Source organism: Gemmatimonadota bacterium, assembly GCA_040388625.1.
GTDB lineage: Bacteria > Gemmatimonadota > Gemmatimonadetes > Gemmatimonadales > Gemmatimonadaceae > Fen-1247.
Window position 1 is genome coordinate 487,375 of record JAZKBK010000006.1, and the last position, 19,779, is coordinate 507,153.

General features: G+C 63.6%; 14 protein-coding genes. 4 read left to right on the forward strand and 10 right to left on the reverse strand.

The window, feature by feature from the left end:
* Positions 1–29: 29 nt before the first annotated feature.
* The 4 genes from V4529_15560 to V4529_15575 form a co-directional block, all read right to left on the reverse strand.
* A complete protein-coding gene (locus tag V4529_15560) occupies positions 30–797 on the reverse strand; it encodes a hypothetical protein (GenBank protein MES2359753.1) in 768 nt (255 codons plus the stop codon).
* A 36-nt stretch (positions 798–833) separates the two neighbouring features.
* On the reverse strand, positions 834–3,539 hold the full coding sequence (locus tag V4529_15565; protein ID MES2359754.1) for a protein kinase: 2,706 nt from the start codon (positions 3,537–3,539) through the stop codon (positions 834–836).
* 187 nt (positions 3,540–3,726) lie between these two features.
* Positions 3,727–6,381: a protein kinase gene (locus tag V4529_15570; GenBank protein MES2359755.1), complete on the reverse strand. Its 2,655-nt coding sequence runs from the start codon at positions 6,379–6,381 to the stop codon at positions 3,727–3,729.
* 258 nt (positions 6,382–6,639) lie between these two features.
* Entirely contained in the window at positions 6,640–7,356 is a 717-nt protein-coding gene (locus V4529_15575) for a hypothetical protein (GenBank protein ID MES2359756.1), read from the reverse strand.
* Between the two features lie 365 nt (positions 7,357–7,721).
* Between V4529_15575 and V4529_15580 the strand changes: the two genes are divergently transcribed.
* Positions 7,722–10,391 (forward strand): protein kinase, encoded by a 2,670-nt coding sequence (locus tag V4529_15580; protein MES2359757.1) that lies wholly within the window; start codon positions 7,722–7,724, stop codon positions 10,389–10,391.
* 98 nt (positions 10,392–10,489) lie between these two features.
* On the opposite strand, the gene V4529_15585 is transcribed toward V4529_15580, so the two are convergent.
* The 4 genes from V4529_15585 to V4529_15600 form a co-directional block, all read right to left on the reverse strand.
* Positions 10,490–11,545: an OmpA family protein gene (locus tag V4529_15585; protein MES2359758.1), complete on the reverse strand. Its 1,056-nt coding sequence runs from the start codon at positions 11,543–11,545 to the stop codon at positions 10,490–10,492.
* Between the two features lie 90 nt (positions 11,546–11,635).
* Positions 11,636–13,189, reverse strand: a complete 1,554-nt coding sequence (locus V4529_15590) for an ice-binding family protein (GenBank protein MES2359759.1) — start codon at positions 13,187–13,189, stop codon at positions 11,636–11,638.
* A gap of 189 nt (positions 13,190–13,378) precedes the next feature.
* Positions 13,379–14,239: a DUF3494 domain-containing protein gene (locus V4529_15595; GenBank protein ID MES2359760.1), complete on the reverse strand. Its 861-nt coding sequence runs from the start codon at positions 14,237–14,239 to the stop codon at positions 13,379–13,381.
* 283 nt (positions 14,240–14,522) lie between these two features.
* Positions 14,523–15,239 (reverse strand): phosphatase PAP2 family protein, encoded by a 717-nt coding sequence (locus V4529_15600; protein ID MES2359761.1) that lies wholly within the window; start codon positions 15,237–15,239, stop codon positions 14,523–14,525.
* Between the two features lie 238 nt (positions 15,240–15,477).
* Here V4529_15600 and V4529_15605 point away from each other — a divergent pair, with 238 nt between their 5' ends.
* On the forward strand, positions 15,478–16,077 hold the full coding sequence (locus V4529_15605) for an NADPH-dependent FMN reductase (GenBank protein ID MES2359762.1): 600 nt from the start codon (positions 15,478–15,480) through the stop codon (positions 16,075–16,077).
* Positions 16,078–16,226: 149 nt separating this feature from the next.
* Here the strand turns inward: V4529_15605 and V4529_15610 are convergent, their stop codons facing one another.
* Entirely contained in the window at positions 16,227–16,736 is a 510-nt protein-coding gene (locus V4529_15610) for a GNAT family N-acetyltransferase (GenBank protein ID MES2359763.1), read from the reverse strand.
* Between the two features lie 240 nt (positions 16,737–16,976).
* On the opposite strand from V4529_15610, the gene V4529_15615 reads away from it, so the two are divergent.
* Positions 16,977–17,390, forward strand: coding sequence for a hypothetical protein (locus V4529_15615; protein ID MES2359764.1), 414 nt, complete (start codon positions 16,977–16,979; stop codon positions 17,388–17,390).
* Positions 17,391–17,457: 67 nt separating this feature from the next.
* Here the strand turns inward: V4529_15615 and V4529_15620 are convergent, their stop codons facing one another.
* Complete coding sequence (locus tag V4529_15620; GenBank protein ID MES2359765.1) at positions 17,458–18,156, reverse strand: hypothetical protein; 699 nt, start codon at positions 18,154–18,156, stop codon at positions 17,458–17,460.
* Between the two features lie 206 nt (positions 18,157–18,362).
* On the opposite strand from V4529_15620, the gene V4529_15625 reads away from it, so the two are divergent.
* Positions 18,363–19,703 carry an amidohydrolase gene (locus V4529_15625; protein ID MES2359766.1) on the forward strand — a complete coding sequence of 447 codons (1,341 nt, stop codon included), beginning with the start codon at positions 18,363–18,365 and terminating at the stop codon, positions 19,701–19,703.
* Positions 19,704–19,779: the final 76 nt, after the last annotated feature.

The window sequence follows — 19,779 nt, forward strand, 5'->3', positions numbered from 1 at the left end:
GACTGCGGGCGGATCGGCGGTCACGAGATTCAGCGACTGAGTGAAGTTGCTGGCCTGGCACCCGCCGCATCCCGCAGCTGGTCGGTGGGATCGACGCCGCTGAATGACGGCGCGACGACGCAGCTGCCGTATCGATTGCGATAGCCGGCAAGGATGCGCGCCTGATTGTCCCGCGCAACGGCGATTTTGTTTCGAGAAAGGCCGAGCAGGGTGGCCCGGGACCAGCCGGCCATCATGTGGTTCGCCTCGCGAAGTCTCGCGACGGCGGACAGCATCCGGTCCTGCTCGGCACCTGAGAGCGGTCCTCCAGCTCGGCGCGTCGGCTGAAGCTCTATTCGCTCCGAGTTCTCCGCGAGGTTCGTCGCTTCGAGCACCGGCAGCAGCCGATAAGGCTTGGACCACGTCACCATGCGATCAGCCGACGTGTGCGACGCTGCATCTGACGCGACGGCGGTGCGCCAGGCTTCCGCATCCCACGTGCGCGTCGGCGGCGTGTACGCGTCTGCGAGAGCGGCGATCGCGCGGCGGTCGCGTCCACCTTCCACCGCGGCCTGAATGGTATCGAGCTGATGGTCGAGGCATGCTTCGATCGCCGCGCGGGTGAACGCCTGCGGTCCATCGTCGTCACGGAGCTCGAGTCGCATCGCCTGTTCTGCCTCGTGCACCTTGGCGCGCCAGTGCAGTGCCTCGACCGTCTGCTCCGCGCCGAGCGCGATGAGCACACCGAGCACGATGATTCCGACTTCCTTCAGAAACTCGCGGAAGTTGTGGATCGGGTTTGGCTTGTGGATTTCCATCGGCGCCTCACGCTCCTGAGTTGAATGCAGGGTCGCTCACCGGGCATGCTCGACGCCGTGCGACTGTTCACGGATTTTCGTCAGAACTTCACCGAGCCAGTTCGTCACCACGATGAGCTTGGCACCCTCGCCCGCGTCTCGCGCCACGATGAAGCGCTTGCCGTCACCCTGCACGTCATAGCTACGGTTGACAAGCTGCTCTGCTGCATCGCTCGTGAAGAGCGAGTCGGTGCGAACGACACGCGGCATGGCGCCGTGAACGTCGAGCGTCGCGACCCTGAACGTGCTGTGGATTCGGTAGAAGAGTTGCCGGCCGTCGCGCGACCATTGTGGCTCGAGACCGCCGTCAGGTGAGATCTGCACGTTCCCGCCGCCGGCCGGGAAGGAACGCACTGACACCTCGAGCCGATTGCCAGCCGTGGTCGTGTACGCGAGCCACTTGCCGTTCGGTGAGACGGTGGGCGTGAACATCGCCGGCCCTTCGAGAACCGGGATCGGCTGGCTCGCGGCGCCTCCGGTATTGCTGAGTGGGACCGCGTACGCCCGAACGCGCGACGCATCTGGTTGCGTCAACGCGAGCTCAACAAGTAGATAGCGTCCGTCCGGAGAAAAGGAGATCTGCTTGGCGTTATCAGGAATCGATACGGTTCCCGGAATCTGTTCCGCGGCACCACTGCCGTCCGCCGGGATCCAGAACGGCTTCGATCCGGATGGCAGGCGTTGGATGAAGCCGATACGCGCCCCGTCCGGAGTCCACGCAGGGTCGCTGGCGAGCCCGGACTGCGTCAACTGCGACAGCACACGCGTGGTGAAATCGTACGACCAGATGTCGGAACTTCCATTCCGATCGATCGCCACAGCTATCCGCCTGCCGTCGGGTGACCACACGGGTCCAGCCGCATGGTACTGCTCGTCCGGCACAGTGTCGACGAGCGCGCCATGCTCACCCAGCACCTCGATTCGCGAGGCAGAGGTTCCGCTGACGTACGCGAGCGTCCCGTCGTCGCTCATCACGGCGAGCACGCCGGCGTCCACTCCCTTCACCCTTACGCCGTCGACCAACACGACTGGCGCACCCAGCACTCGCCGCGAAGCCATATCGAAGTGCACGCCCATGATTCTGCCGTCATTGCGCCCGAAGAGCAGGATGCCATCAGCATACCCGATCACGTTCGCACCCTGGAGCTGCAGCCGCGTCACGTTACCGCCGCCGAGCGAGACCATCCCGATCTGTGCGCCGGCGACGGCGCTCGCCGGACCGGCGCGTGCGACGTGAAACGTCACCGTCTCTCCGTCCGGAAGGATGAATGGCGTCGTCCACGTCTCGTTGCGGTGCGGGTCGGCCGCGGCGACGATGTGGCGCGCGCCGTCGGGTGCCACGCGCCAGAGTGTATCATTTGCGACGAACACGACGTCCGTCGAGTGGGTCCAGGCGAAGTCGAGTGCGGAAGCGTCGGCAAGCTTCGTCGGCGCGCCGCCAGCCTCTTCGCCGACCAGAGCGGCGGAGACCACGCCGTCCTTGAGGAACCCGATCCGTCTCCCGTCGCTCGAGAAGTGCAGATCGCCCGCGGTGTGCACACCCGCAACCGGCACAGGGCCGAGCTGGTCCAGCCGCCTCAGGTAGAGCTGCTCGTTCGCGCCGGCCTGGTAGGCCACAGTCTCACCATCGGGTGAGATGGCGACAGTGGATCCACCTTCCGCGACGTTTATACGCTCCCCTGCCGGGGGGTCAATCGTGAACCGCACCGGAGTCGCGGGTGGCCTGTGACCCGCTCGCGACCACGCGGCGGCCATGACCAGCGCAGCGAGCGTGGCGAGCCCCGCGACGCTCCACGGAACGGCTCGATATGCGCGCGAGGTGTTCGTGTGCACACGCTCGCCGCGGCTGCCCGGAAGCGCACTGCGCTCCTGAAGCGCAGCCGCGAGGTCGGCCGCGGTCGAGAAACGATCTGCCGGAAGCTTCGCCAGTGCGATGAGGACAGCGGCGTCCACGTTTGACGGCACCGTGTCGCGCACCGCACTTGGTGCACTCGGTCGCTCGGTCATCACCTTTGCGACGATGCTCTGCGCCGTCGGCCCGGTGAATGGTGGTTCACCGGTAAGCATCTCGTATGTCACCGCCCCGAGGGCATAAACGTCCGTGCGCGCGTCCAGGTGCCGCTCGCCCATCGCCTGTTCGGGTGACATGTACTGCGGGGTGCCGAGTGACAGGCCGGTCTGGGTCATGCGCGCACCGCCCGCCTGCTCAACGGCCAGCGCGATGCCGAAGTCCGCGACGAGCGCATGCCCGTTCTGTAGAAGAATGTTCTCCGGCTTTATGTCACGATGCACGACACCATGCTCGTGCGCATACTGCAGCGCGTCGGCAGACTCGCTCGCAATCCGCACTGCATCAGCAATCGGAAGCTGTCGCTCGCGCTCGAGACGACTCCGCAGCGTTTCTCCTTCCACGTACGGCATCACGTAGTACAGCAGCCCGTCAGCGCTTCCCGAGTCAAAGAGAGGCAGAATATGTGGATGCTGCAGATTCGCGGTGAGCTCGATCTCCTTGAGAAAGCGGTCTGGTCCCAGCACCGCCGACAGCTCTGCGTGCAAAACCTTTATGGCAACTTTGCGGTGATGCTTGACGTCCTCGGCGAGATACACCGTGGCCATACCGCCCGCGCCAAGCTCGCGCTCGATCGCGTACCTGTCAGCGAGGGCGCTGCGCAGCGTGTCGAGCGGATCGGCGGTGGATGTCATCGAGACAGCAACGTACGATTCCGTGGCTGGCGCGGCAACCGGACAATTGTGACGAGCAGCGGCCCCACACGACCGCAAGCCAGGTCAGAGTCGTGGTCATGCCGCGACACGCAGATCAACTCTGTGCACGCAAAGTGAGCGCTGTTTGAGACATAGTCACACCCCACTTCACGTGATGTGCACACAGCTACGGACCAGACTTGTGCGCGAGATCGTCGAACCAGTGCTCGACGAGCACCAGACCCTGACCCTGGTCGCGCGAACGAATGACGAGGAATTGCTGATCGTTCGTGCTCACCACGAACGGGTCGGCGTTGATGCCAACCGCTTGGGTCGCGGTGGGCGTAAGCGAGTCGCGACGGATGACGCCGAACTCGGGCGACGTTCGGACTGCGGCTGCCATGAGACGAGAGCCCTTGGTCCGATAGAATAGCTCATGTCCTGAGTGTGACCAGCGCGGCGAGTTACCTCCACCGATCGAGACCTGCCACTTGCCTGCGTTCACATCGGGGAACGGCCGGACGTACACTTCCCACTGCCCGGACTCGGTCGACGCGTACGCGAGCCAGTGCGAATCGGGCGAGAAGGTTGGCCCATACTCCGCGAATCTTGCGCCTTTCGAGAGTACGCGAGCTGTCGAGTCGCCGCGCCGCACAAGCGCGATGTGAGAGGGTGCTTCAACGATTGCAATCCACTGCCCGTCCGGACTCCAGGACGCATCCATGATCGGCGTGGGACGACGCAAGACTAAACTGTCATTCCCAGTTCCATCCGCCGCGCGCTGGTAGAGCGCTCCGCGCCGAATAAATGCGACGTACCGACCATCGGGGGTCCAACCGCTCCAAATGTCCGGCGAGTCGGATGTCGTGAGGCGTGTGAGCGCTCCGTCGGGAAGAGCCTTTACCCAGATGTCCTCCTCCCCACCCGACACGCGGCTTACACCGAGCGACCGGCCATCGGGAGAGATTCCCATGCCACCCCCCAGTCCCGCCTGCATCCCGTCGACGCCCAGCGGCGTGATCGTCCCCGCGCGCGAGACCCAGACCAGATCACCACCGCTCGCGTCGCCGAGCTGATACAGGAGCCGGCCACGATCCGAGAAACTGAAATCCGCAGATCCGAATGCGCTCTCGACCCGAACGTGCTCGAGCACCCGCGTCGGCGCACCAATCGCGAATGTACGCGTGTTGAATGGCGCCGAGTAGACCGCTCCGTCGGCAGTGGCCCACACCAGCTGGCCCGTCGGCGCGTATCGAGCGTAGACGCCGGCGACGATGTCGACGGACTTTTGGCTGCCCGGCGGGATCGCGACGATGCGCGACGCTTCATTGTCGCCGCTCGACGGTCGAAACGACGCGATGAGCGCATCGCCACCGGGGAGCACCTGCGGCCAGAAGTAGCCCGTGCCGACACCCACGTCGGTTGGTGGTTGAATCAGCGTTTCCGAAACTCCGCCCGCGGCGGGAACGCGCTTCAGGCCGTCGTTCGTCGCGCGATAATACAGTTTCCCATCCGCCGCCCAATCGAGTCCGCCGCGACGGGCCGAGTCCACGACGATCCGTGGCACGCCTCCTTCGATCGGAACGACTCGTATCTTGCGGTCGGTCAATGTCTCGAACGCCACCTGTCGCGCGTCGGGCGAGAGAACAGGCAGCACACCGCCTTCGGTCCCGCGAATCGGGGTTGCGTTAAGCTGGTCGAGCCGACGCGACCAGAGCTGATGGCTATCGCCGGTCGACGGCCCCCAGTAGACGAGGACGGTTCCATCGCGGGAGAGGACAAAACTGTTCCCCTGAGGCGCGGCCTCGACGTCCTGTCCCGATGGAAAGGCAATCATCGTTCGGAGCGCAGCATCGTCAGCACTCGGACGCCGCAGCCATGATCCCCAGATCCCGGCAGCGGCGCCGACCAGGAGCGCGGCGGCGATAGCCACCCACCAGCCTCGCGAGCGCGTTGGGCTTGGTGATTGCGTGCGTGACACGGCCGTTGCGCCCCGCGCCTCCACGACGACGAGCGCGTCCGCGAAGTGTGCGGCGCTGGTGAAGCGATCGGCTGGCAACTTTGCGAGTGCGGTCAGGACAGCATCCTCAACATTCGGCGGCACGGTGTCGCGCAGAGTGCTGAGCGGCGTGGGGCGCTCAGTCATCATTTTCGCGACTATCGCCTGCACGCTCGAACCGGTGAACGGCGGGTCGCCGCACAGCATTTCGTATGTCACGGCGCCGAGAGCGTAGATGTCGGTGCGCGCATCGATGGTCTTCTCACCCATCGCCTGCTCGGGCGACATGTACTGCGGAGTGCCGAGCGACAGGCCGGTCTGTGTCATGCGAACGCCACCAGCCTGCTGCACTGCGAGCGCGATACCGAAATCAGCTACGAGTGCACTGCCGTCGTGAAGCAGCACGTTCTCAGGCTTCACGTCGCGGTGGATAACACCATGACGATGTGCGTAATCGAGCGCGCTTGCCACCTCGCGTGCGATCCTCACGGCATCGGCGATCGGAAGCTGACGTTCGCGGGTGAGCCGGGTGCGAAGCGTTTCCCCGTCCACGTACGGCATGACGTAGAAGAGATATCCATCGGCGTCACCCGAATCGTGAAGCGGGAGGATGTGTGGATGCTGCAGATTTGCCGTCGTGCGAATTTCGGCGAGGAAACGGGCAGCACCGACGACAGCAGCCAGATCCGGGTGAAGCACCTTCACCGCGACATGCCGGTCGTGCTTCAGGTCGCGTGCCAGGTAGACCGTGGCCATTCCACCCTGCCCCAGCTCGCGCTCGATCGCGTAACGGTCGGCGAGGGCGCCCCTCAGACGCTCGAGGTTGACGGCGTCCGCGTTCATGCGCGATGCGCGCAGAGCAATCGACCGGCCTTGTAACTGCACGCCATTAGGGGATGACTATGTGAGAAGTCCAGAACTCGCGTCACCGACGTACTCAACGAGCGCGAGCCTTCTCGAAGAGTTCGTGGAGCGTCATACAGATCCTGATTCAGCGGACGTGGCTATGTGTGCGCTCGGCCCAGGAGGATGAGTGGCACCGCCGGGCAGAATATCCGCGGCAGCCGTGGACGACGCAAGGCGTTACACTGTCTCTACGCTTCAGGGCTCGCCCCACGGAGTCCCGAGGCGGCGAACTGCATCCGCCCGCGTCGTGTTGAGCGGAAGGCAGATCGAAGTCGTCACATGGCTGGCTTTCGGCAGCTCGATCCCCAGCGACTTGCCAGTCGCGAGTGCGAACGCGGCATCCTGCTTCAGGTCCCACGCTTCGTACCTGGCCTCCTGAAGGGCTTGGGCGAATGCGAGGCGTGCGGCCGGGCCGAGTGGGCCGGGCCACGTTTCGAGCGTGCGCAGTTGCGTCCACGCCACCTGCTCGTGCGTTTCGTGCGCGTTGATGCGGGCCAAGAGGCTGTACAGAAGATCGAAATTGCCCTGCTCGGCGGGATCGAAGAGGCTGGAGCGGCCACTCGCGGTGGCGGACTGCCAGCGCTCGCTGAAGACGGGGTCGATGCTAGGACGTCCAATCCAGGTGGGCGCGGGATCGAGCGCTCCGTCGCGCGCGCGGCCGAGCAGAGCGGCCAACTCGTCGATCCGTCGGTCAATGCAGGGCTCATTGCTCACTCGGTCGCGGATGAGTCCGAGATTGAACTGCACCTCTGCGAGAACGTTTCGGCGCGCTTCGTCAGCTGCATGGCGCTCGCGCAGCGCTGCGACGCTCTGTTCCGCGCCGAGCGCGATCAGGACGCCGAGCACGATGATCCCCACCTCTTTCAGCAACTCGCGCCAACTGTGGATCGGATGTGGTTTGTGGATCTCCACCGCGCCATTTACTCCTTTCAGTTAGCGGATGACACTTGACGACTGCAATAATCCTGTGCAGTACGCGCTGGAGAATGTACGGGAGCACTCGTCGGACGTCAAAGACATTAAAGTAGTATAGATCCGGCGTTCGTTAAGTCGCATCAAAGCCAGTTTGCGATCAAGCGAGCGAAGCAAAGTGAGCTGATGCCGGGTGTGAAGATGCTTCACGATGCCCTTGGTGTCCGGTGATGTATTGCACTCGAACGTTGTGAGCGCGGTCCATCCGATGCTGGAGTTACCAGCGTTGCGGGGGCCGGGGACGGAGTGGGGACGGAGAACCCCTCACCCTTCCGCACGAGCCTGCGTGGCTGCAACTTCTGCGCGTGAACGTGACCGCATCTCTCGACGACGCACTGGCGGGCCGCTACACGATCGAGCGCGAGCTCGGTCGCGGCGGCATGGCCACGGTGTACCTCGCACGTGATCTCAAGCACGACCGTCTCGTCGCGCTCAAGGTGCTCGACCCCGAGCTCGGCGCCGTGCTCGGCGTCGAGCGATTCCTGAGCGAGATTCGCGTCACCGCCAACCTGCAGCACCCGCACCTCCTCCCGCTCTTCGACAGCGGGAGCGCCGACGGGCTGCTGTACTACGTGATGCCGTACGTCGAGGGCGAGAGTCTGCGCGCATGGCTCGAGCGCGAACGGCAGCTCCCGGTAGACGAGGCGCTGCGCCTCACGATCGCCGTTCTTTCCGCACTCGCCTACGCGCACGAGCACGGAGTCATTCACCGCGACCTGAAGCCGGAGAACATCCTGCTGCAGCACGGCGAGCCCGTCGTCGCCGACTTCGGGATCGCGCTGGCGGTATCGAAGGCCGGCGGACAGCGCGTCACGCAGACGGGGCTCTCGCTCGGCACGCCGCAATACATGTCGCCAGAGCAGGCGACGGGCGATCGCATGATCGACGCGCGCAGCGACATCTACTCGATGGGCGCGGTGCTGTACGAGATGCTCACGGGCGAGCCGCCGCATACGGGCGCGAGCGTGCAGGCGATCATCGCGAAGCTCCTGACCGAGCGTCCGCGCAGCATGCGGTCGACGCGCGACACGGTGTCGGAGCCGGTGGACGCGGCGACGATGAAGGCGCTCGCCAAACTTCCCGCTGACCGCTGGAGCACGGCGCAGGAGTTCGCCGAGGCACTGCGCGGAAGCGCGACGATTACGATTCGCGAGGGGCACGGCGCGCTCGCGCTGCTCGCCCGGCGCGCGCGACGCATGACACGGTCGATGACGGCGTGGCGCATCACCGCCAGTGCGTTGCTCGCCGCGGCAGCGCTCCTCGCCTGGCTCGCGTTCCGGCCCCATCCGCCGTCACCGGAGCTGCAGCTCGTGCGACAGCTCACGTTCGAGGGCGATGTCGTCGGTGCGGCGATCTCTCCCGATGGCTCGTGGCTCGCTTACGTGAGCGACGATTGCTTCGGCCAGGCGTACACATGCACACGCACGCTGCAGGTCCGCGAGGTGGACGGCACGCAATCGGTGAAGCTCGTCACCTGGCCAGCGATCTACAGCGACCTGCGATGGTCGCCCGACGGGGAAACGGTGGGCTTCGCCGGATCGCCGGACTCCACGGCGCCTGCGCGGTATCTCATCCCACGGCTCGGCGGCACGCCGCAGCGAGTGGGCGACGCCGCGGCCGCCTGGACGTTCGCGCCGGACGGCAAGCTGGTGGAAGTCGCTGGCGCACCCGGCAATCACGCGCTCGTATGGCTCGATCCCCATACCCTCGCGCGTACGGACAGCGCGACGCTGCCGCGCGGATTGGAATTCGCCGATCTGGCCGCGAACCCGGAGAACGGGACGTTCGCCGCCAGTGGCTCGAGCCATGGCGCGAACATGCTGGCACTCCTCGACCACCGCGGACGGTTGCTCGACAGCACCACGACGTTCTACATCCGCTCTGATGTCCGCTGGGATGCAACGCACACGGGAATCCTGATACTCAACCCGTCACCAGGCACCGCGGACAACCTCCTCCGCATCCCGGTGTCTCACGGCAAGCTCAGAGCCGATCAGACGCAACTGGTGCTCGGCCAGGTGAGCGACGGGATCGGGACCAATGGGACCATGGACGTGGCGCCGTCCGGGCGGGCGTCGATCATCGACGGTCCGGTGTCGTTCGAGATTCTCACCCTGAAGCTCGGCGATCCGACCGCGAAATGGACTCCACTGACCCACCGCACGAGCTGGGTGTGGGGACAACAGTTCTCGCCCGATGGCCTCTCACTCGCAGGGTCGGCGACCGACAACATCGGTGACAACGTCTATGTCTTCCCGTTGTCGGGCGCTCCGCCGCGCCCCCTCTCCGCACAGCACGGACTGCGTGACTATCCGTTCTGGTCGGCTGACGGACAGCACATCGCATTTGATGCGACAACCACCGATGCAACGCGAATAGGCGCGATGTTCACGGATGCGGCGGGTGGACGCGAGCGCGTCATCCGGCGCGAGTTCGGACTTGGGGTTACCAGCGGATGGCTGGGAAATGATGCCATCGTGCTCGCGCAGCCGGGTGCGCTGGTGGTCGTGGACACGACCGGGCGCATCCGCCGCCGGATTGCGATCCCCGACTCCCTGAGCGGCTTCGCACGGGTGATCACGGACGCCGCCACGCAGCGAGTGGCGTACTGGTCAGCCGTCGCGAGCGCGATCATCGGTGGCGACATGGCGAGCGGCAAGCTCTCGCGATTGGTGAGCTCGAAGTCGCCGGTACAGCCAGTCGGCTGGGGGAAGGATGGATCGCTGTTCGTCACCGGGGAGGCCGCGGGGCAGACGACGTTGCCGGTGGGGAGTGCACCCCGGCGAGATCTGGTGCTGGAGCGCCTTCCACCCGGCGGCTCGGCGTTCGTGCGCGTGGCGACGCTCCCGAACGGTTGCTGGACCGCGCTCGGGGGCGTGACCGTCGGCGCGGGTGGTACGCTCGCCGCGTGCACGGTGCGGCGGTTCGTGCCGGACGTGTGGCTGGCCGATCGCGCGGACAAGTCGGGGTGGTGAGAGGGAGCTTGGGTGGTGGTTTGCGAATGCGAATGTGCCTGGTGCGTTATCCGCACCAGGCACATTCAGTTACACCCTGACCGCTGTCCAGCGGCGGGTTACTCTCTCGGACCGACGTCCGGAGCTACCTGCAACCGAAATACAGCCCGACGGTTGGGCGCCTGGCCAGCTACACCTGAAGCGTCGGTGACCGGCTGGCGTTCACCCCTGGATTCCACGATCACGCGGCTGGCGTCGACACCGTGACTCACGATGTACGACTTTGCTGCGCTGGCGCGCTGCTCGCCAAGCGCGATGTTGTACGCGCTGGTTCCAAAATGATCAGTGTATCCCACGATCATGATGGACATCTGCGGATTGGCACGGAACAGCTCCACCTTCTCATCCAGCGTTGCTCTCGCCGAATCGGTGAGATCGGACTTGTCGAAGGCAAAGTGGATGGTGGCCTGCATCGTCGTAACATTCGCGGCAGATACCGGAACTGGTGCCTTGCCACTCGAATTGCGCAACGAATCGCGCAACGCGTTCAAGGCCGCATCGCTGTCGCGCAGCCGCCTGGTTTCGGAAGCGCTGACTGAATCCTCATGCTCTACCATCACCGGCGCCGGCGCGGGTGCCATGACGGTCACAGACTGCACGCGCCGAGCAGGGTGACGATAAAGGCTCACACCCACACGAACGCTCTTGTAGGTCTTCCAGTTCTGATTCGCGAGCCAGTCCCAGACACCGTCAACTCTGAGAGCGGCGTTGTTGGTCAGCGCGATCTTGGCACCGACCAGTCCGTCCACGCCGTAGCTGTGCATGAAGTTTGTCTCCGTGGAGACACCGGCTCCAGCGCCCACCAGGAACGACACTGCACCCACCTTGAGCGGACTGGCTACGAGCCGCCCCGAGAGAATGCCGACGTTCACATTCGCCAGGCCATTCGGCCGGCTTGCCCGCATCTCTGCGTCTTCGAACTCCATCGACAGTCGGGGATCGAGAAAGATGCCAACTCGGCCGCCTCCACCATAACCCGACTTGAGACCGAGGCTGTTGTCAAATGATGCAGCGCTCCCGAACGCCCCGAATTCGACTGTTCCTCGTTCCTGCGCTCCAGCGGCTACGGCGAACACCAGCGTCGCCATACCAGCAATCAAAACTTTGATCGACATCCAATTCTCCTGTAGATACTTCAATGAGCACTTCCTGACCGTGACAGATGTCGAGACCGGACAGCCGTCCGGCCTCGACCCTTGTCGGCATTACGGAAGCGTTATGACGTTGCTGGTTCCGAGCGATACTGCGCCGTTGCGTGCGAGAGCACGGCCGAGCAGCGTCGCGTTATCCACTAGTGTGATGCTCGTGTAGGCGACAATGTTGCCCTGCCAATGCGATGCGGTACCGATGGTAGCCGAGGTACCGACCTGCCAGTACACATTCTTGGCCTGAGCACCGTTGATGAGCACTACGTCACCGGCTGTGGTCAGCCCGCTACCGGCCTGGAAGACGAAGGTCGCGTTCGGATCGTTGCCGCCATCGAGTATCAGTGTGCCGGTTACGCCGATCCCGCTGGCCGTGCAGTACACGCCGGCCGATTTGGTCGTGCCACCGAGGTTCGCCACGATTGCGTTGGCGGGTGGGCACGGGAGGCCGGCAAGTGTGTTGTATGCCCTTGTCAGGTCGATCTGTGCCTGCGCAGCGACTGCATCACCAAGATGCTGTACGCCGGTGATGACGCATGGTCCGAAGCCGGTGATCGTGTTACCCGGGCTGATGCTGACGTCAGCGTTGATGGTACCGAGGCTGACGCACGTCACTGCGGTGCCGGCCATGATTCCATTCGGCGCGGCTGCGCCAAGATTGATGAGCGAGGGCGACGGAGGTGGAACTGTCGCCAGTACTGTTACAGTCGCCGTTCCCGAAATTGTACCGCTCGTGGCCTTCACTGTGTTGGTGAACGTTCCCGCCGTCGAACCAGCGGTGAAGCGACCGGTCGAGTCAATGCTGCCGCCGCCATTCACTACAGACCATACCGGCGTGATTGCGGAGATGTTTCCGTTGCCGTCGCGACCAACTGCCGTGAACTTCTGCGTGGCGCCGACCTGCGTGCTGTCAGGATTCGGTGTTACCGTGATCGTCGCAAGTGGCGGTGGGGCCGGCGGCGTCGACATCACCACGACAGTGGCCGTCGCCGAAACCGTACCGCTCGTCGCCTTGATCGTGTTGGTGTAGGTACCCGGCGTCGAGCCGGCGGTGAAGAGACCGCTCGCGCTGATCGCCCCGCCACCTGCAGCTACTGACCAGGTCGGCGTGAGTGCAACGGAGTTGCCGGCTGAATCTCTGCCAATGGCGGTGAACTGCTGCGTACCGCGCACTATCATAGTCTGCGGATTTGGCGAGACGACGATTGTTGCCAGCGGACCAGCGGTGACGATGATCGTCGCAGTGCTGGTCATGTTTCCGCTGGTCGCCATCACCGTGTTGGTGTAGGTACCGGGCGTTGCGGATGCCGTAAAGACGCCGGAGCTGCTGATGGTACCACCACCAGTGACGACGGACCAGGTAGGAGTGATGGCTATCTTCGCGCCAGAATAGTCCCTCCCGACCGCCGTGAATTGCTGCGTACTGCCGACTGCAAGCGTCTGGGGGTTGGGCGCGACGCTGATGGCTGAGAGCGTGCCTGGATTGCTGATGCCGTGGACGTCGCACGCTGTGGCGAACAGTCCGGCGAACCCGATTGCCGCGACTATTCGTGCAATGCGCGCACTGCGAACCAGCAGCCGCGTTCCGCGACTACTAACTAAACTTTCTTTCATGTGTTGGAGCCGTTGTGCAAGTGAACGCGAGAAAGTGCCGATGCGCCCCGGCTCGCGGTGATCCTCACGCTATGTTCTTCAACGGATGCGTGAGCCTGATCCCCGTCATGATGTGGACTCTGCACCGTGCAGACTGCAACAAGAAAAGCAGACTAGCACGGCGCGTGAGTCCGAGATTCCTTCTGGATACTAGCCGTTCCTGCGGCGGCGAAGCACGGGGAACAGTCCCAGCATCCCGGTTCCGAGCAACGCCATGGAGCCAGGCTCGGGGACGGTGCTGGTGGCACCACCGCATTCGTTCGAGATGACGTTCGTGTCCATCGTTACCGCGCCGTTCAGGGCGATCGCTCTGCCGCATGAGATGGAGGCGCCGGTGGTGAGCGTGACACTCTGATCTGCTATGATACTTCCCTGGAATTGTGTGCCAGTGCCCAGGGTCGCGGAACTCCCGACCTGCCAGAACACGTTTGCGCCCGGCGCACCCGTCGTCTCCGACACTGAGGATCCGCTGGCGGTTGTGAGTGCGCTCCCGATCTGGAATACGAACGTCGAGTTCGGATTGCCAAGAAAATTCAGAAACAGATTTCCGGTGAGTTGTGCCGAGGACGAAAAGAAATACACGCCAGGCGTCAGCGTCATTCCGCCAAGATCCTGACCTGACAGATCAGCGGTGACTGGCAGAGCAGCAAGGTTTCCGTACGCGGTGCTCGCGTCATTCTGCGCCTGCAGCGCAACAGCATCTGCATCATGCACCGCGCCGTTGAGAGTGATGCTTCCCTGTCCCGTAATAGCAGTTCCCGGCGAAACTCCGAGGTCGCCAGTAATCGTTGTGGGGCCCGTGTTCGTAACCGTCGACGCCCCGAGGACGCCGAACGACTGCGCCGTGCCAAGGGTTCCCTGAGCCGTCAGCTGGGATGTGCCGAGGAATGCCGCCGCGAGAGCAGCGAACGACGCTGCTATTCGAACGGTACGCCTGGAATTGATGATGCTGAGTGCCCGTCCGCAATGCTTTCTTCCAAGAGCGAAGTGCCTCGATTCAGTGCTCGACATTCCTAGTGCTCCCACGGTGAGAGTTCGTCTATCAGATCGCGTGCTGGATCGAAGACTTCCTGCTTGCACTGAGAAACGAGAGGGCTAGCTCACGCATTGACAGGGAAGAAGAGAGTGGTCGCCACGCCGCTGTCGCATAGAGCAAGATGCGATCCCTTTCAAAAAGCATGGTGCGCAATCAGGGGCGCGCGCCCGTTATACGGCCATTCTGTCCACTACACGATGGCGCGCATATTCAGCGCGTCGTGCATTTCTGCCGAGCCGCCAAACGGCGCCGTCCCTGCTACATCGACTGGCGGTGCGCCAAGCGGCGCTGCGCAAAACGATAACCGCCGATCCCCACGATCAACCACGCCGCGCCCGCAAGCCAGCCGCCGAGCACGTCGGTAAGAAAATGCACGCCCAGATACACGCGACTGAAGCCAATCGCGCCGATGACCGCGATGCCACCGAGAACGAGTGCGACGCGCCTGCCGCGCTCGTGTACCTGATCGAGCAGCAGCACCAGCAGGAAGCCGTACGCGATCATCGAGTTCATTGCATGGCCGCTCGGAAAGCTGTAAGTCGGGTGCGTCATGAACTCAGCAGCGGTAAGCGGCCGCGCACGATGGAAGACGAACTTGAGGATCGTGCTCAGCAGAAGGCCGCCGCCGGTCACGAGCGCCACGGCCCACACGTGGAACCAGTCATGGCGCCGTGCGAACGCGATGAGACTGATCGCGACCGTTACCGCGAGCACGGGGGCACCGATGTAGCTCACCCACGTGAAGATCGTCTCGCCAGGCTCCGTGTTGTGCGAGTCCATCCATGCGTTGATGGCTGCATCACCGCGCGTCAGTGCGTCATGCGTCGGGATCTCGTGGCCGATGAAGAGGAAGAGCGCGATCAGGACGATGACGGCAATAGCACCGGCAATCGCGTACGCGGTCAGGTATTCGGTCGGATGGTGGCGTGCGAACCGGGAGTCGCTCTGCGGCGGTGTCAGATGATCGGCGGTCATAATGGCCCTCTGGCCGTTGGAGACGACTGTCTACCCTTTCCCTGCGCGTGGAAACTCGGCGGCTTGCCGACGCTCCGCTTAATGCTAAAGATGGGCCCGCAGGTGTGACCGTGCCGATCCGTCCCCAGATAGAACGCGGGGTCGATCGTGACGAACAGGAGATACGGATGCGGTGTCATTCTTGCAACGCCACGCGAGTCGTCAGCCACGGAAGACGTCCCCTACTCGAGGTTTGCACGTGACCACATTCACGGTTGGGTATTTCGTCGGCAGCCTCGCGAAGGAATCGATCAACCGGAAGCTCGCGCTTGCCCTCAAGCGCCTCGCGCCGCCGGAGCTGCAACTGCGTGAGATTCCGATCGGCGAGCTGCCACTTTACTCGTACGACTATGACAAGGATTACCCGCCCGCCGGCCGTGCATTGAAGGAGGCCATAGCCGCCGTGGACGCCGTGCTCTTCGTGACGCCGGAGTACAATCGGTCGATTCCCGGCGGTCTCAAGAACGCCATTGACTGGGCGAGCCGCCCCTGGGGCACCAACTCCTTTGCGCGCAAGCCGTCGGCGATCATCGGTACGTCGCCGGGCAAGATCGGCACAGCAGTCGCCCAGCAGCACCTCCGGAGCATCCTCGCCTTTTGCAACTCCCCACTGATGAACGCCATTGAGGCGTACATCTCGTTCACGCCGGGCCTCATAAGTGACGATGGCGAGGTCACTGACCAGTCCACTGCCGAGTTCCTCGCGAACTACATGGACGAGTTTCTGGGCTACATCACGCGCGTCTACACCGCGTTGCCGCGTACGACCGGTGCGGCGGGCGCGGACATTTCGTCGTAACGCAAGAGCAAAATACTGTTTCGCCGCTTCCATGATGAACGCATCGGGGGGCGATTTCGTTCAGACCGATCCATGGCACGCCCAATGACATGGATCGGATCTCGAGAATGACAGCACGTTGATCGCGTGGCATTCGGGCTGCCCGACCATCATGCACCGCCAAGCTCCCGAGTCATCTCGATCATCGTCGGCCGGAAACCCGAACGAGTAAATAGATGCTGTGCCGCCTCGTTCTGCGTGGCTGTCGAGAGCACTACTCGCGGTACGTGACGCTCACCGAGTGCTGTCAGAGTGGCGTCGAGCAGAGTGCGGCCGATGCCGCGATTGTGATGAGCTGGATCGACAACTATGTCGTGCAGAATGCCCGCAGGTCCGCGAAGCGACATGTAGTCGTATCCCTCGACCGCGGCGTACGTGTAGCCCTGCACTTCACCATCGCTCTCTGCAACGAGTACGATAACCTCCGGATTGTCGAGTTGTGTGCCGATGAACGAAGCGTAGCCTGACTCGGTGCGCGGCGAAGCTGCAATGAAGCGTTGCGGATCAAAGTCGTGATGCATCCGGACGAGCAGTGCACCCAGCCGGCCGATCGCAGGAAGATCGGCACTTACAGCAGGACGAACGATCACGTCTGAAGATCTGTCCTTATTCTTCGGCAACAATGCGGAATTCTCGCTAACCTTAATCACAAGCAACGAATAGTCTTTCGTATCGACAGAGTGAAAATTACATGCGGATCGGCATTCTTGGTTCAGGGTTGATGGGCGGGAAGATGGGGACGAGCTTCACACACGCAAAGGAATTAGCGCTGCTGATGGGACAGCTGGCTTACGAAGGTGAGGGGGGCGCAGGACTGGCATACAGATTCGAACACTTCGAGGAGTTGGAGAGACCTTAACATGACCATTCTCTTCCTCGCCCACTCCTGGCTTCGTTATCTCGTCCTGGTTGTCGCGCTCGCGGCTCTGAGCGCGCTCACGTACACTGTCGCGACGGGTCGCTCGGTACGCCCCGCTCGAATCCTCGCCAACTCGTTCGCCGGTCTGCTCGACCTCCAGATCGTGCTCGGAATCGGACTCGTCATGGGCGGCATCTTTCCCGACGCGGTGACGGGTCACCTCATGCTGATGGTGCTCGCGGCGGTCGTCACACACGGTTCATTCATCGTCGGACAGCAGTCGAGCGGCGATCGACGTGAACTTGGCATCCGACTCGGTGGAATCGTGCTCGCTCTGGCGTTGATCGTGGTGGGAATCATGGCGATAGGGCAGACCATCCTGGGACGCTCGGCTCTCCCAACCTTCCCGCAATAGCGGCTACAACCAGACGCAATAGCATCGCACATGCGGCGCGATCCGGTGGACGATCAGACCTCGCCAGTTACACCACGCGATCTTCGTCTGGCGGTTCCGCAGCGCGCAACGATGCTCGGGCCGCAAGTATCGCCTCGGCGTTCGCCGCGGGGTGGACGGCGGTCCAGCGGAGCGTATCCTCCACAGCGCCCGACGTGTAGCGACGTGTCGCCGTGCCGTCGTCCCCTGCGATCGCGATTCCACCCAGATCGAGCAGCGCCGTGACGGCGGTACGTTGCACCGCAGCGGCAGTCTCGGTCGCACCCGCCACCACGTCCAGTAGATTGCGCTCCGCTTCCGCACGAGCCTCGGTTTCAGGCTGTCGGCGGTAGCGCCGGAACAGTGCGTGACAGTCCTTGGACACGCGGCGGTGCGCGCGGACCATTTCGCGCACACTCAGAAGCGTGATCACTGTCGGAGCATCGAACGCGTCCGCGATGGCGAGCATGCGGTCGAGGACCGGTGTGTCGGGAAGCGGCCGGAATCGGCGGCGCGTGATCGCGGTGGGAAACGAGCCCAGTGCGACCTCGATATTGGTGAGCTCGTCGATGAGAAGGCTGGCAAGCACGCGACGTCGCTCGTCACGCGCCTGCGCCTCCCTGCGTCGCGCCTGGCGCGCCGTGAAGTGCGCCGACGCCCAACCTCCGAGAATCGCTGCACCCGCGCCGGTGAGCGTGGCAAGCGTGGATGGCAGGGCTAGAGCAAAGGTGCTCGGATCGCTGGACATAGGTCTGGGGTGCTGGGGCCGCAAATCGCCGGTGCGCTGGCGTGCGATGCTAATTGATCGGCCGCGGAGTCGGGACGCAAGTGCGCGCCGCGGGCCACTCCGCATCGGCGTCGGCGTCCGCGTAAGCATGCTTCCCTTGCTCCCTGTCCACGGAAGCTGTTATTTGGTTCGCTCGCCCCGTTTTCTCCCTGCTGACCGGGTCGCCCATGAGATCGTCGCTCGCGTTGTCGCTTCCATTGTCTCTTGCGTTGCTGACGCCGCACCGGGTTATCGCGCAAGCAGCCGTCGATTCCGCACTCGGCGCATACATCGCCTCGATTCGTGCGATCGACACGCACGCACATCCCATGCGACCTGTAGCCAGCGGTGAGCCGGCAGACAGCGAGTACGATGCACTTCCCCTCGATGGAATTCCGCCGTTTGGATTTCCGCATCGGCTCACCCCGGAAGATCCGATCTGGCAACGTGCTCAGTTTGCCCTGTACCGAGTCCCCATCGCAACGCCGGACAGTGCGCGCAAATCACCGCTCGATGCGGCAGTGACGGGCAACATTGCGAAGCGTGGTCTGCATTTCCCGGAGTGGGCGCTCGACGAGGCGGGAGTCGACGTGATGTTCGCGAATCGCATTGCGATGGGGCCTGGTCTCGATACACCACGCTTTCGCTGGATTGCATTCGTCGATGCACTCATGCTTCCGCTCGATACGCGTGCAGAGGGAACCACGCCGGATACGCGCGTCCTTTATCCCCGAGAAACCAGACTGCTGCGCCGATATCTTCGCGATCTCGGCGTGACGCACACACCGGCCACACTCGCGGAGTACGTCCGGCGCGTCGTCACGCCGACACTCGGGCGGCAACGAGCAGCCGGCGCGATAGCGGTCAAATTCGAGGCTGCCTATCTGCGTCCTCTCGACTTCGCCGATCCCGACTCGGCGCAGGCCGCACGCGTGTACGCACATTACTCCGCCGGAGGTGTGCCGACACACGCCGAATACAAGGCAGTCGAGGATTATCTCTTCCGCGTCATAGCACGCGAGGCAGGACGACTCGGCATGTCGGTGCAGATCCACTCGCTCGAGACATTCGGGAGCTACTACAGGTCGGCAGGCGCCGCACCGCACCTGCTCGAGCCCGCATTCAATGACTCGACGCTGCGCGGCACCAACTTCGTCGTGATCCACGGCGGCTGGCCCTTGGTGAATGAGACGCAGGCGCTGCTTGCCAAGCCGAACGTCTATACCGATATCTCGGCGATGGATCTCATTCTGTCGCCGACGGAGCTTGCCCGAGTGCTGCGGCAATGGCTGGGTGAGTTCCCCGACAAGGTTCTCTACGGGAGCGACGCATTCGACGGCGGCACCGAGCAGGGATGGGAGCAGGTTGCCTGGGTTGGCAGCACGACCGCGCGCCGCGCGCTGGGGATCGCACTCACAGGAATGATGCGCGACGGCGAGATAAGCAGAAGCCGCGCGGAGGCACTGGCGCGAATGGTTCTGCGCGATAATGCGATAACGGCATACCGATTGTCGGGCGTCAGCCGGTGAAGCGACAATAATACGGCATCAGTGAAACCCGGTAACCCGGGATGTTCCGCGTGGCGCCATAGCGCCGGGGATTGCA